The 13,720-nt window shown below is 66.0% G+C and carries 15 protein-coding genes; 11 read left to right on the top strand and 4 right to left on the bottom strand.

What is annotated here, in order from left to right:
- Position 1: 1 nt before the first annotated feature.
- Positions 2–796: an MSMEG_6728 family protein gene (locus tag AC5RUF_RS08400; RefSeq protein ID WP_494130260.1), complete on the top strand. Its 795-nt coding sequence runs from the start codon at positions 2–4 to the stop codon at positions 794–796.
- On the opposite strand, the gene AC5RUF_RS08405 is transcribed toward AC5RUF_RS08400, so the two are convergent.
- Together AC5RUF_RS08405 and AC5RUF_RS08410 are read right to left on the bottom strand one after the other, a co-directional pair.
- Entirely contained in the window at positions 793–1,572 is a 780-nt protein-coding gene (locus tag AC5RUF_RS08405) for a hypothetical protein (protein WP_494130261.1), read from the bottom strand. The two genes, AC5RUF_RS08400 and AC5RUF_RS08405, sit on opposite strands and share 4 nt — an antisense overlap.
- 116 nt (positions 1,573–1,688) lie before the next feature.
- A complete protein-coding gene (locus AC5RUF_RS08410; RefSeq protein ID WP_494130262.1) occupies positions 1,689–2,357 on the bottom strand; it encodes a DUF6318 family protein in 669 nt (222 codons plus the stop codon).
- A 152-nt stretch (positions 2,358–2,509) separates the two neighbouring features.
- On the opposite strand from AC5RUF_RS08410, the gene AC5RUF_RS08415 reads away from it, so the two are divergent.
- Together AC5RUF_RS08415 and AC5RUF_RS08420 are read left to right on the top strand one after the other, a co-directional pair.
- Positions 2,510–3,001 (top strand): GNAT family N-acetyltransferase, encoded by a 492-nt coding sequence (locus tag AC5RUF_RS08415; protein WP_494130263.1) that lies wholly within the window; start codon positions 2,510–2,512, stop codon positions 2,999–3,001.
- Positions 3,002–3,440: 439 nt separating this feature from the next.
- Positions 3,441–4,886, top strand: a complete 1,446-nt coding sequence (locus tag AC5RUF_RS08420) for a stealth family protein (RefSeq protein WP_494130295.1) — start codon at positions 3,441–3,443, stop codon at positions 4,884–4,886.
- Positions 4,887–4,997: 111 nt separating this feature from the next.
- Here the strand turns inward: AC5RUF_RS08420 and AC5RUF_RS08425 are convergent, their stop codons facing one another.
- The gene (locus tag AC5RUF_RS08425; RefSeq protein ID WP_494130264.1) at positions 4,998–6,671 is read right to left on the bottom strand and encodes a catalase; all 1,674 of its coding nucleotides are present in this window, start codon (positions 6,669–6,671) and stop codon (positions 4,998–5,000) included.
- Between the two features lie 137 nt (positions 6,672–6,808).
- Here AC5RUF_RS08425 and AC5RUF_RS08430 point away from each other — a divergent pair, with 137 nt between their 5' ends.
- Positions 6,809–7,234: a pyridoxamine 5'-phosphate oxidase family protein gene (locus AC5RUF_RS08430; RefSeq protein WP_493996277.1), complete on the top strand. Its 426-nt coding sequence runs from the start codon at positions 6,809–6,811 to the stop codon at positions 7,232–7,234.
- 17 nt (positions 7,235–7,251) lie between these two features.
- Here the strand turns inward: AC5RUF_RS08430 and AC5RUF_RS08435 are convergent, their stop codons facing one another.
- A complete protein-coding gene (locus tag AC5RUF_RS08435) occupies positions 7,252–8,148 on the bottom strand; it encodes a phosphodiesterase (protein ID WP_494130265.1) in 897 nt (298 codons plus the stop codon).
- A gap of 227 nt (positions 8,149–8,375) precedes the next feature.
- On the opposite strand from AC5RUF_RS08435, the gene AC5RUF_RS08440 reads away from it, so the two are divergent.
- The 7 genes from AC5RUF_RS08440 (at position 8,376) to AC5RUF_RS08470 (ending at position 13,714) form a co-directional block, all read left to right on the top strand.
- Entirely contained in the window at positions 8,376–8,984 is a 609-nt protein-coding gene (locus AC5RUF_RS08440; protein ID WP_494130266.1) for a hypothetical protein, read from the top strand.
- A gap of 114 nt (positions 8,985–9,098) precedes the next feature.
- On the top strand, positions 9,099–9,401 hold the full coding sequence (locus tag AC5RUF_RS08445) for an urease subunit gamma (protein ID WP_493996274.1): 303 nt from the start codon (positions 9,099–9,101) through the stop codon (positions 9,399–9,401).
- The gene (locus tag AC5RUF_RS08450) at positions 9,398–9,715 is read left to right on the top strand and encodes an urease subunit beta (RefSeq protein WP_493996273.1); all 318 of its coding nucleotides are present in this window, start codon (positions 9,398–9,400) and stop codon (positions 9,713–9,715) included. The genes AC5RUF_RS08445 and AC5RUF_RS08450 overlap by 4 nt, the downstream gene beginning before the upstream one ends.
- A 2-nt stretch (positions 9,716–9,717) precedes the next feature.
- On the top strand, positions 9,718–11,424 hold the full coding sequence (locus AC5RUF_RS08455; protein WP_494130267.1) for an urease subunit alpha: 1,707 nt from the start codon (positions 9,718–9,720) through the stop codon (positions 11,422–11,424).
- A gap of 2 nt (positions 11,425–11,426) precedes the next feature.
- Positions 11,427–12,110 (top strand): urease accessory protein UreF, encoded by a 684-nt coding sequence (locus AC5RUF_RS08460; RefSeq protein ID WP_494130268.1) that lies wholly within the window; start codon positions 11,427–11,429, stop codon positions 12,108–12,110.
- Positions 12,103–12,870, top strand: coding sequence for an urease accessory protein UreG (gene ureG / locus AC5RUF_RS08465; protein WP_494130269.1), 768 nt, complete (start codon positions 12,103–12,105; stop codon positions 12,868–12,870). Before AC5RUF_RS08460 ends, ureG begins: the two co-directional genes overlap by 8 nt.
- Entirely contained in the window at positions 12,845–13,714 is an 870-nt protein-coding gene (locus AC5RUF_RS08470; protein WP_494130270.1) for an urease accessory protein UreD, read from the top strand. Before ureG ends, AC5RUF_RS08470 begins: the two co-directional genes overlap by 26 nt.
- Positions 13,715–13,720 lie beyond the last annotated feature (6 nt).

The raw sequence follows: 13,720 nt of genomic DNA on the forward strand, positions 1-13,720 counted from the left end.
CGTGCAGACCTTCCTCCCGTATGAGAGTTTCGCCCGCAGCGCCCAGGTCCTGGACCAGGCGAGGCTGGGCAAGCAGCGGGTGGAGACTCTGCAGCTGCTGCGCGGGCTGGTGGTTCCGGACTACGGCTGGCAGCGCCATCCGGCCCTGCTGATGTGGAAGGGCTTTGTCCCGGCACTCACCGCGTACGGGCTGGCGATGACGGATGAGTGGATTGCCCGCGGGCATGCCGATACCGTCCGCGAGCAGATCCTGGAGTTCGCGCCCGGCGCCGGGGACGGCGCCGTCGACCTTCCGCCGTGGCTGGGCGATGAGGCACTGCACCGCAGCCACCGCTCCAACCTGATCGAGAAATCCCCGGACGTGTACGGGCCACTCTTCCCGGAGACAGACGCGGGCCTCCCCTACGTCTGGCCTGCGCCTGCCGATGTTCCGGATCCTGTGGACCCCGCTCCCGGTGAGGGACTGTGGGTGGCGCGTGCGGTGCCCGACGGCGATGCGGCTTCCATTGTGCTGCCGATGCTCAACGACAAGGGCACCCCGATCACCGGCAAGCGGGGACGGCAGTTGGTGCGGCTGCTCGAGGACATGGACGACGGCGATCCGGTGGCGGTTATCTCGCCGGCGGACCGGTCGCAGCTGCTTTTGGGGCAGGCCGGTCCTGTGGAACTGACGAATGACACGGCAACCCGGACGGTGAAGCTGTCGGGCAGCATTCCCCGTTCCGCGTTCGCCTATCCGGCGGTGCTGCAGGACCCGCGGACGTTGTTTTCGGTGCCGCTGCCCGTGGGTCTCTAGCAGCCGAGGCCGTTCGGGTTGATCAGGCAGTTATCCGCCACACTGCGGGTCTCTGCCCGCCAGACCCGCAGTGTTTGTGCCGGTGAGGGCACCGCCGCCCGCCCGTCAATCGGGATCATGGGTCCGCCGTTGACGGAGTAGCTTCCGGAAAAGTGCACGGTGGCACTGACCTGGTAGTCGCCGCTGGCCGAATACTTGTGGCTCGTCTGGGTTTGTTCACCCCAGCGGTCCTGGGGAAGGGAAGCCCCGGGAGCCGGTGTGGGACCGTACACGGTTCCGTCGCCGTAGGTGATTTCGTATTCGGTGGGGGTGGCAACAATTCTGACAGTCTGATCGAGCAGCACCATCTCGAACACCTGTTCCGTGGCATTGAGGTAGACGTTGGTGTCCATGCCCACGAGTGTGTGCGGGCTGGGCTGCAGCACCAGCTCCCCGGCGGCGATGGGCCGTTCCTGGAACGCAGTGAGGATCTGCTGCTGGATCTGCTGGCCTACGTCGACGGGCTCTTCGGAGTAGATGCAGGACGGTGTTTCGCTGACCTTTTCCCAGCCGCTGGGATCACTGATCTTCAGGCCCCGGAACCAATAAACTAACCGGCCATTTTCACCCGCGGTGCAAGCAGCCTGATTCGCTGCCAGGCAATCAACGTCTCCGGAAAGTTCGTCGAAACAGACCGGTTCAAACCGATAACCGAACGGATCGTCGGGGAGCCCTACCGGGACGGTCGTCCACTGGCCGGTGACCGGGTCCTTGCTATAGGTTGCAGATCCGTTCACATTACTTCCGCCGCTAAAGGAGCCCTCGCCACGGGTGTCCAGCGGAAGGTGGACGGCAAGGGAAAAAACGAGGGCTGCCCCACAGAGGTTCCCCAGAACTCCCAGCTTTATTGCGCTCACGATGAGGGAGTTTTCATTGTGTCTAGGAATACCAAACGCCACTGTCCATCAACATAGGCTGCTTCGAATAGCTGTACCACGGGTGACTCATCGCCATCATCCACCCCTAGGTTTCCTTGTGATCTATGAAACTCCATGTCCTCTTGCTGAATGACGACGAGTACTTGGAAGCGTCCCTCGGGCGTCAGGTTGTATTCACTGGCGGCATCTTTGACTTGGATTTCACCTGCCGTAATCCACCCAGAATCCGCATAACTCGTAGTGACAACTTCGTAGTAATTCTGACAAGCCAGACAATTCGAGTCGCTTACCGATTGCACGGGACCTATGTCGCCACTTTCGTAGCCGTAGTTCACCAGCTCGTACCAATACTTCGCGAAAGCCTCCAGCCCTTCCTTGGACTGCACCTTCGCTTCCTCCGGCATCACCGGCAGGGGCACGTTCTCCGCTGGTCCCTCGGCCGAGGCCGGCTTGTACGCCGCAGTGGGCGTAGCGGTGGGACTCGGTGACGCAGACGACCGTGAGGGCGAGGGGGTTCCGCCCGCGGCATCCCCGGAGTCACCCGAAGCACCGGAGCAACCCACCAATGCCGCGGCCGTCAGCAGGCCCAGCATGGCAATGCGTTTACGCTGTGCCCAGCTTCTGTTCACGGTGGTGCTGGTCATCCGAAACCCCCAAGTTGGGCAAGCCACGCGACTGTCAGTCCGGCCATAATAGCCAGACCCCTCGCGCCCTATCGGTTTATCCACAACCACCCCGCAGAAGGCGGCAAGACCGTCGCGGGCGGACTTTCAAAGCTCGAGTGCATACTGTGACCATGCATTCTTTGACAAAGCGGTTGGTACTGCGTCCCTTCACGGCAGAGGAAGCGCGACGAGCCGTGGATCGCAGCCCCAATGAGGAGGACCGATGGGCGCCGGACTATCCTTTCGCCGACGAGCTAGACCCTTTACGATCCTTCGCCGCACGAATCGGGGCGGGTGCCGAATCGCACCCGTTCACGATGTACCGAATTGAGGAAAGAGATTCCGGCTGCGCAATCGGCGGCTTGGGTTTCTTCCATGCTCCGGACGAGACCGGGACGTCCGAACTGGGCTACGGATTGGTTGAATCTGCCCGGGGCAGGGGCTATGCAACCGAAGCCCTTTGTCTGGCCCTCGAGATCGCCCGCTCGGCCGGGGCACTGAAGATTATTGCCGACACCACGGTCGATAATGTCGCGTCTCAGAGGGTGATGCTGAAAGCAGGTTTCAGGGAGTACTGCCGCGAGGACGGAACCGTGTACTACTCAGTGACTCTTGCTCCTTAAAGTTACTGACCGCCGGTAACGGAAGCACTGGCGCCGCGGCCTTTTCGGACTGGCGAGGCAGCGTCCGGCCCTGCGGTGCTACGGTATCCCACAGCGGCTCCCGGCATTCCGCGTTCATCTCCGTGCCGTACCCAAACCAATGCCAACGCCCACCGATTGGCGAGCCCGTAGCACCCGGGGCATACCCGGCACCCGCAGGACCCGGTCTCTCCGGCAGCAGTTCCCCGTGCAGCGCTGCACCCAAGCAAGCGCCTGCCTCTGTGGGCGCCTACCACCGTAGGAGGTTCCCATTACCGATACAGCTGCAGAGCACGATGTCTACTTCGGAGCCCCGGAACCGGACTTCGAACCCGAAAACCTCCAAACCGCCGCCCCTGCAGTGCTCCGCCGGGTTGAGGAACGCCCGGACGTAACCCTCTTCAAGGGCCGCCTGGCGCTGATGGACACCGGCCTCACCCCGCACGAGGCCATGGTGGAGGACCTGCTGTTTGTCCGCCGGGTGCTGGACGACGCGGGCATCGCCTACCTCCTGGTCCGAGGCAACGACCAGCGCCCCGTCATCGCCGTTGACCTGCGCGTGCGGGACCTGCTGCGCAAGGCCATGGTGGAGGCCTGCCGCGAGGAACCCTTCTACGCGCGCAGCGTGGACACGAAAAAGAGCCGCACCCTGCTGATCGCTGACGGCAGCCTCGCCCCCACCGAGAAGACCCGGATCATCCGTGTGTACCGGCCGCGGGCCTTCACCGGCACCAACCTGGTCTTCTCCGCAGCCGCCGGGGTGCAGATTGAACTCTGGGACCTGGAGGGTGCAAACGTCACCCTGCCGGTGGAGAACTCGCTGACCCGGCGCACTCTCCCGGCGTCGGAAATGGTGCGCGGAACCGTGGAAAAGCACGGACTGACCTGGCCGACCATCGAGAACATGTTCGCCGACCACGCCACGGACATCCGGTTCGACATCGACCTCGTCTTCTCCTGGGTGGACGGCAGCTCCCCGGAGTTCCAGGCCGCCCGTGCCGCCCGGATGAAGGGCGCAGTGGTGGGCGAGGGCGACGACCACGAAGCCCGCTTCCGCCAGATCAACGAACTGAAGTACGCGCTGCGGTCGGTGCACATGTTCGCGCCGTGGATCCGTCGGATCTTCATCGCCTCCGACTCGCCCCGCCCGGCCTGGCTGGCGGAACACCCCTCGGTGACCTTTGTGCCCGCGGCGGAGCACTTCAAGGACCCCTCGGTGCTGCCCACGCACAACTCGCAGGCCGTGGAAGCCCAGCTGCAGCACATTCCCGGGCTGGCGGAGCACTTCCTCTACTCCAATGACGACATGTTCTTCGGCCGCCCCGTGGCCCCGGACATGTTCTTCTCCCCCGGCGGGATCACCAAGTTCATCGAGGCCACCACCCGGATCGGGCTGGGCGCCAACGACGCCGAGCGCAGCGGCTTCGAGAACGCCGCCCGGGTGAACCGCCGCCTGCTGTGGGAGCGCTTTGGCCGGATTACCACCCGGCACCTGGAGCACACCGCCGCCCCGCTGCGCCGCAGCGTGCTGCTGGAGATGGAGGCGGAGTTCCCCGAGGAGTTTGCCGCCACCGCGGCCAGCACCTTCCGGGCCAAGGACAACATCTCGGTGACCAACTCGCTGTACCACTACTACTCGCTGCTGACCGGCCGTGCGGTGACCCAGGAAACGGCGAAGGTGAAGTACGTGGACACCACCTCCTACGCCGGCCTGGAGACCCTGCGGAAGCTGCTCGCGAAGCGGAACATGGACATGTTCTGCCTCAATGACGGCAGCTTCCCCGAGGTGCCTGCCGCCGAACGCGCCGAGCGGGTCACGGACTTCCTCGAAAAGTACTTCCCGGTCAAGGCACCCTGGGAGAACTAGCCGCTTCGACAAGTGCGTTAAACGACGACGGCGGCGCCGCACCGTGGGTGCGCCGCCGCCGTCGTTGGTTACGCCGTCGTTGGTTACGCCGTCGTCGTTACACAGCCGGAGTTACCGGGTGACCACCACGTGCTCGTTGGGCACGCAGTGCGTCATGGTGAGGCCTTCCACTTTGCGGGGACCGTTGTGGCCCAGGTTCTTCATCCGCTCGGTTTCTTCCTCGTTGAGGGTCTGCGTGGGCAGCGGGCCGAGATCCTTGATCTCCTCCAGCGTGATGCCCAGTCCCTCGCCCACGCGGGCGCCCAGCTCGTCGTCCGTCATGTAGAAGTGCCAGAGCATGCGCTCCTGAACCGGGCGGATCGCCTGGCCGACGTTGGCAATGAAGTTGGCAACCAGGTCGTCCTTCTCCCATTGCTCCATCAGCTGGTAGCGCTGGCCTGCCTGCATGTAATCGTTGGTGCGCGGCAGGCGGGCGCGGGTGAGGCGGCCTTCGAGCTCGGGGCCGACCTCGGCCTGCTCCGGCTTGGGCGCTTCCTGAAGTCCGCCGGTGATGTTCGGCTCGTAGTTCACGTGCGGGTTCTGACCCGGCGCGAGATCAACGCCGTAGGACATCTGGCCGCCGCGCTGGTTGGTGGCCACCCGTGCGTTCTTCGCGGAGTTCACCGGAAGCTGCAGGTAGTTCGGGCCCACACGGTAGCGCTGCGTGTCGGAGTAGCTGAAGGTACGGCCAACGAGCATCTTGTCGTCGGAGAACTCCAGCCCGTCCACCAGCACACCGGTGCCGAAAGCGATCTGCTCGTTTTCGTTGTGGTGGTCGGTGACGTTCCGGTTCAGGGTCATGGTGCCCACGTACTTGGGCTCGAACTCCTGCTCCGGCCAGGTCTTGGTGTCATCGAGCGGATCGAAGTCCAGTTCCGGATGGTCGTGGTCATCCATGAGCTGCACGTACAGGTCCCACTTGGGGTAGTCGCCGCGTTCGATCGCCTCGTACAGGTCCTTGGAGGCGTGCCCCAGGTCATTGGCCTGGATGTTGGCGGCGTCTTCCTCGGTCAGGGACTTCACGCCCTGCTGCGGCAGCCAGTGGTACTTGACCAGCTTGGACTCGCCCTGGGCGTTGACCCAGCGGTAGGTGTTGACGCCGAAGCCCTGCATGTGGCGGTAGTCCGCGGGGATGCCGCGCGGGCTGAACAGGTTCACCAGCATGTGCATGGCCTCGGGGGTCTGCGACATGAAGTCGAAGATGCGGGCCGGCTCCTGGCGGAAGGTGACGGGGTCCGGCTTCAGGGAGTGGATCACGTCCGGGAACTTGATGGCGTCGCGGATGAAGAAGACGCCCAGGTTGTTGCCTACGAGGTCCCAGTTGCCGTCCTCGGTGTAGAACTTGATCGCGAAACCGCGCGGGTCGCGGGCAGCTTCCGAGGAATCACGGCCGCCGATCACCGAGGAGAAGCGGATGGCGACGTCGGTCTTCTTGCCGGGTTCGGAGAAGAGCTTGGCGCGGGTGTACTTGGCAATGGGCTCGTCGCCCCACTTGCCGGAGGCCTCGAATTCGCCGTAGGCAACGAAACCGCGGGCATGCACCACACGTTCCGGAATCCGTTCACGGTCGAAGTGGCTGATCTTTTCCAGGAGCTGGTAATTCTCCAGCGTGGCCGGTCCGCGGGCACCCACAGTGCGGGTGTTCTGGTTGTCGTAGACCGGGTGGCCCTGCCGAGTGGTCAGGGTTTTGGGGTCATTGGCGTTGTTCTGGCCGTTAGCGGGATTCTGCGTTTCTGCGTCTGTCATCACGTGCTCTCTGAGTGTGAGGTCCATAGCTGGCTGGCATAAGTACCGTTTCCACTCTCTTGAAAACCCGGGCCCCAGTCAAGTTGATAAGCAATCTGATAGTAGCGGCGGGAGGGCCGGCTTGGCAGACTGAACCAATGACTAGTGAAGAGCTGCCCCCGGTTGTCGAACTCAGTCCCGAGCAGAGCTGGACGTACCTGGAACACACCCAGCACGGCCGGCTGGCCCTGAGCGTGCTCAACCAGCCCGACATCTATCCCATCAATTACTACGCGCACGACGGCGTGATCCTGTTGCGTACGGCCCCGGGTACAAAGCTGGCCGAACTGACGGTGAACTCGCATGTGGCACTGGAGGCAGACGGCATTACGAGCGACCAGGCCTGGTCCGTCGTCGTGAAGGGAACCGTCCGGGAACTTGAAACCACCGATGAGATAGCAGCCGCAGATTCGCTGCCGCTGCGCCCCTGGGTGCGGACCGAGAAGTACCGGTACCTGGAGATCACGCCAACGTCCGTCGTCGGGCGGTTTTTCAACCTGGGCCCGGAACCGGACCGCGACTGATTCCGGCTGGAACCTGACTAAGCGGAGGCCAGGGCCCGGTCCCCCGGAATCCGGATCCCCGCCGCGGCCAGCCGGGCCGCCGTTTCCCGGGGATCCACACGCTCCCCCACGGTCCGGGCTTCCTGCAGCGGCACCACCGAGTGCACCACCGAATCCCGGTACAGGTGGACCATGTTGTAGGACTGCCCGGCGTCCTGCCCGCGTGTGCCCGGCGTTGCCAGGTCCTGGGTGTAACAGGTCGCGGAGGCAACGGATACGGGAATTCCGGCGAATGTGCCGAAGGTTGAATAGTGCAGGTGTCCGGCGATCACGGCCCGGATGTCGCTGCCGGCAATAACGCCGGCCAGCTCCTGCTGGTCCCGCAGTTCAACCAGGACGGCCAGATCCTGCACGCTGGGCACCGGCGGATGGTGCATCGCCAGGACGGTCCCTTCCGGGGCAGCGGTCCGCAGTTCCCGGCGCAGCCAGGCCAACTGGTCCGGGGCCAGCTCCCCGTGATGGTATCCGGGAACCGTAGTGTCAAGGGTGATGATCCGCAGTCCGCCGAGGTGGTGGACCTGGTCCACCGGGGTCATTTCCGGTGCCTCCTCCAAGAGGACCTTGCGGAAGTTTGCCCGGTTGTCGTGGTTGCCCATGGCCCAGATGACCTGGGCGCCCATGAGGTCGGCGGCCGGGAGGACAACGTCGCGGAGCCGGGCGTAGGCGCCGGCCTCGCCGCGGTCCGCCAGGTCCCCGGTGAAGACAATGGCCTCCGGGCGCTGGCCGCTCTCCTCGATCCGCGCAAAGACGGACCGGAGGTTCGCATGGCTGTCGACTGTTCCGTAGAGCGGATCCGCACCTCCGAGCAGGTGCGTGTCGCTGAGATGAAGGATGAAGTGGTCCGGGCGGGGGTGCTCGGCCGAGAGGGAGTCCATCAGAACCTTCTTGTGTCGACAGCTGCTACTGCGTAACACCTCCATGAAAGCAGAAATTGTGACCCGCGAGTAACCTGCGCGTGGGCGTTTTGCCGCGTTTCGCCGTGAACCGGCGCCGCCCCGGGGGCCGGGTGCGGACCTCGCTGCGGCTCGTTCAATGGATTGCTCTGGCGCACCGCACCGGCACGGTCGTAGGCTCGGTGGCAAACGTCTGAGAAGGGACTTCCATGAAACTCAGCCATATCCCCCTGCGGCTGGTCACCGGCGCGTACATCCTCAATTCCGGCCTGAACAAACGCGGCCTGGACGCCGAAAGTGCCGCCGGGCTGCAGCAGATGGCCGCTAATGCCTTCCCTCAGGTGGAGGACATTGAGCCGGTCAAGTTCGGCAAGCTCCTGAGCAATGCCGAGATCTGCGTTGGCTTGACCCTCCTGCTCCCGTTTATCCCCAGCCGCCTGGCCGGTCTGGTGCTGGGGGCCTTCTCCGGCGGCATGGTCCGTATGTATCTGAAGACACCGGGCATGACCGAGGAAGACGGTATCCGTCCTTCCGCCGCGGGTACGGGCCTGGCGAAGGACATCTGGATGTCGGGGATAGCCGCCTCGCTGGTTCTGGACCGCAAGAGGCCCAAGACCAAGGTCAAGACGGTCAAGGTCCCCACACCCGTGAAGGGAGCCGCCGCGGCCGTGGGCGCCAAGGAAATAGCCAAGGCCGTCAAGGGCTCCGGGAAAAACGCTGGGAAGGCCGCCACGGCCGGGGCGTCCGGCAAGGCAGCGGCGAAGGCTGCCAAGTCCGCCAAGTCGGCCAAATCGGAAAAAGCCAAAGCCAAAGGCTGAGCACCACCGCGGCCCCCGGCAGGTCCGGCCCGCCCCGGACCTGCCGGAAAACATCGGCGTCATATTCGGCAATTACGCAACACCACGGAAACAACCCGGTGGCAGAATCACCGCATGTTCCTCACTCCCGCCGATAAGGACAAGCTGCTGCTCAGCGTTGCCGGCATGGTTGCCCGCGACCGGCTGGGCCGCGGTGTCCGGCTCAATTACCCCGAGGCCGTTGCCCTGCTCTCCTGCTGGGTGATGGAGCGCGCCCGAGAGGGCGGCCTGGTTGCTGACCTCATGAGCGAGGGCCGCCAGGTGCTGCGCCGGGATGAGGTGATGGAGGGGGTACCGGAAATGATTCCGGACCTGCAGATTGAAGCCACCTTCCCGGACGGCCGCAAGCTGGTCACCATTACGGACCCCATCTCATGAGCGGGCGCTTGGTTCCCGGCGAGATCCGCTCGGCAGAGGGAGACCTGGAAATCAACGCCGGACGGGAGACCCGGGTGCTCGTGGTCACCAACGACGGCGACCGTCCGGTCCAGATCGGCTCCCACTTCCACTTCGCGGACGTCAACACGGCGCTGAGCTTCGACCGGGACGCCGCCGTGGGCTTCCGGCTGGGTGTACCTGCCGGAACGGCCGTCCGGTTTGAACCCGGTGCCTCGCGGGAAGTGACTCTGGTACGGCTGGCCGGCACGGGGACGGTTCCCGGCTTGCAGCTGCGAAACGGGGAGGGAGCCTGACCATGCGGATCAGCAGGAACGAATACGCGCACCTGTACGGACCCACCACCGGCGACTCGATCCGGCTCGGGGATACCGACCTGTGGATCAGCCCCGAGAAGGACTACACCTTCGGCGGCGACGAATCCGTCTTCGGCGGCGGAAAGAACATCCGCGAATCGATGGCCCAGTCCACCCGCACCTCCGCGGAGGGCGCACCGGACCTGATCATCACCAACGTCATCATCGTGGATCACTGGGGCATTGTGCGTGCCGATGTCGGGGTGCGGAACGGCCGCATTGCCGGGATCGGGAAGTCCGGCAACCCGGACATCATGGACGGCATCGATCCCGCACTGGTGATCGGACCCGGTACCGAAGTGGTTGCCGGTGAAGGCCGGATCCTCACGGCCGGCGGCATCGACACCCATGTCCACCTGCTGGGCACCGAAGCGCTGCGTGAGGCCCTCGCCTCCGGCATCACCACCGTGGGCGGCGGGGGCACCGGGCCCGCAGAAGGATCCAAGGCCACCACGGTCACCCCCGGGGCCTGGAACCTGCAGGTGATGCACCGGGCCCTGGACCACCTGCCGATGAACTTCCTGCTCTACGGCAAGGGCAACACCGTCAGCCAGGCGGCCCTGGCCGAGCAGGCACTGGCCGGGGCCGCCGGCTACAAAGTCCATGAGGACTGGGGCTCGACGCCGGCCGCCATCGACGCGGCCCTGACGGCAGCGGACCGGTGGGGCGTCCAAGTGGCGCTGCACGCGGACTCACTCAACGAGGCCGGCTACGTGCAGGACACCCTGGCCGCCATCAAGGGCCGCGGCATCCACGTCTTCCACGCCGAGGGAGCCGGCGGCGGCCACGCCCCGGACATCATAACGGTGGCGGCGGCGGCGAACGTGCTGCCCGCCTCCACCAACCCGACACTGCCGTTCACGGTCAACACGGTGGCCGAGCACCTGGACATGCTGATGGTCTGCCACCACCTGAATCCGCGCATCCCGGAGGACTTGGCGTTTGCCGAGTCCCGTATCCGGGCCAACACCATGATGGCCGAGGACGTGCTGCAGGATCTGGGCGCCATGTCCATCACGTCCTCCGACGCGCAGGCCATGGGCCGCATCGGGGAAACCATCACCCGCACCTGGCAGGTGGCCCACGTGATGAAGGACTACATGGGCGCCACGGAATCAGCGCTCCCCGCAGACAACGAGCGGGTGCGCCGGTACATCGCCAAGTACACCATCTGCCCGGCGGTGGCCCACGGCATCGACCACGAGGTGGGATCCGTCGAAGTGGGCAAGATGGCCGACCTGGTGCTCTGGGATCCGGCGTTCTTCGGCATCCGTCCGCTCCTGGTGATCAAGGGCGGCGCCATTGTTGCCGGCCAGATGGGCGACCCCAACGCCACGCTGCCCACGCCCCAGCCCGTCTGGATGCGGGAGGCTCTGGCCGGGACGCCGTCGTCCGCACCGCACCTGTCCACCTCCTTCGTGGCGCCGGCCGCGTTGGAGGACGGTCTGGCGGACCGGCTGGGCCTGACCCGGTCGCTGACCCCCATCCGCTCCACCCGTAACGTCACCAAGGCGTCGCTGCCCAACAACACCGCGCTGCCGGAGATACGCGTCAACCCGGAAACCTTTATGGTCAGCATCGACGGGCAGGTCATTGAACCGGCGCCGGTCTCCGAACTGCCCCTGACCCAGCGCTACTCGCTGTTTTAGCCATGGCTGTCCCCGAAACCGCCGGCATTGCCGCGTTCCTGCTCGCCGACTCGCGGCTGCCCTCCGGGGCCTACTCGCACTCGGCCGGGCTGGAACCGGCGGTGCTCGCGGGGCTGGACGTCGACGGCGTGTACCCGTATCTGCTCTCCCGGCTGCACACGGTGATCCGGGTGGAAACAGCGGCGGCGGTCCTGGCGCACCGGGCAGCATGCGGAACTCCGCCGTCGGGCTTCGAGGCCATCGAAGCCGCCCTGGATGCGCGCACCCCCTCCGCCGCCCAGCGCGAGGCCTCCCGGCGGCTGGGCCGGGGCATGCTGCGGCTGGCCGGCAAACTTGCGCCCGGGCATCCCGCCGTCATCGAACTGCAGCGCGGCGTGCCGAAACCCACCCGTCCCGTTGCCCTGGGTGTCACCGCCGCCGCCCTCGGCGTCGGCGAACCCGAGCTGGCCCGGTTGTGCTGTTACGACGACGCACAGTCCGTGGTGGCCGCCGCGCTGAAGCTGCTGCCCATCGACCCGATGGATGCCACCGCCTGGATCCTGCAGGCGGCAGCGGAAATCGATGCCGTTGCGGCGGATGCCCTGCGGATCCAATCGGCCCATAACATTCCTGCGCTCAGCGCTCCGTGGATGGAGCACTGGGCCGAAGACCACACCACCAGAACAAGGAGGCTGTTCGTTGCCTGAACACCTGTTGCCCGAAACCCCGCTTTCCGTCCCGGCGGGCCGGTCGCTGCGCCTCGGCGTCGCCGGTCCGGTGGGAACCGGCAAAAGCTCGCTGATCGCCACCATCTGCCGCGCCATGTCCGGCGAACTGCAGATAGGCGTGATCACCAACGACATTTACACCGACGAGGATGCCCGGTTCCTGCGCTCCGCCGGCGTGCTGCCCGCCGAACGCATCCGCGCGGTGGAAACCGGTGCCTGCCCGCATACCGCCATCCGCGACGATGTCACCGCCAACCTCCTGGCCGTGGAGGACCTGGAAGCCGATTTCGCGCCGCTGGACCTGGTGCTGGTGGAAAGCGGCGGTGACAACCTCACCGCCACCTTCTCCCCCGCCCTGGTGGACGCCCAGATTTTTGTCCTGGATGTGGCCGGCGGCGGCGACGTGGCCCGGAAGGGCGGCCCCGGGATTGCCCGGGCAGATCTGCTGGTGATCAACAAGATCGACCTGGCACCCTACGTGGACGTGGACGTGGAGCAGATGGTGGCCGACGCCGTCGAGGCCCGGGAAGGCGGACCCGTGCTGGCCTTGTCCCGCAAGCGGCAGGACACCGTGGATGAACTCAGTGCGTGGGTGCGTTCCATGGTGGCCAGCCACCGGTCCGGGCAGCACACTCCCCAGGATCCCGGTCCCATGGCACCGCACTTCCACGCGGACGAGGACGGCGGGTACATCCACACCCACGGCAGCGAGGATGCGGACACTGTCCATCAGCACTGAGGCCGGACATGCGGCGGGCCCGGCCGGCGCCGCTTTCCCGGCACGGCCGCGGCCCACACGCATCGCCGTCGAGGCCTCCGGAGACGGGGCGCGGTTTGCCGTGCTGGACCAGGGCCATTATCTGGCTCCCCGGCCGGTGTCCGGCGGTCCTGTGTCCGGCGCCTCCGCGCACGGGCGGCGGCACCTGCGGGTGGCGCTGATCGGCATCCACATGATGCTGCTGGGCGGCGACGACGTGCGCATCGAGGTCTCCGTGGGTCCCGGTGTCACACTCGAGGTGGTCGAACCGGCGGGCATGGTGGCATACGACGCCGAGGGCCGGCAGTCCCGCTGGTGCCTGGACGCTGTCCTGGCCGAGGGATCGGTGCTGATCTGGTCCGGAGCTCCCTTTGTGGCGGCTGCCGGGTCCAACGTGCTGCGCGAGACCCATATCCGATTGGGCACGGACGCCCGGGTGCTGCTCCGGGAAACCCTGGTCCTGGGCCGCTCCGGGGAGGATGCCGGTCCGCTGCGCAGCGTGATCCGGGTGACCGGCGCAGACGGCGGCGACTACCTGTATGAGGACCTGGACCTGCACGGGATGCGGCACCGCGCCGTCGGCGTCCTGGGCCGCGCCAAGGTGCTGGCTAGCGTGACGGCCGCCGGCTGGCGGCCTGCATCCGACTCGGGATCCGCCGCATCCCCAACCGGATCCGCATCCGCATCCGGCGGAACGGAAACCGCGGCCCGCCGGTTCGAGCTGGCGCTGCCGGGCGCCGTCGTGCGTGCCCTCAGCTCAACCGCGCATGCCGCGGACGGGGAGGTTGAACCGGAGTTTGCCCACTGGAAGACCCAGCTGGCCTGACCCGCT

The organism is Arthrobacter sp. Y3224198, assembly GCF_059090025.1.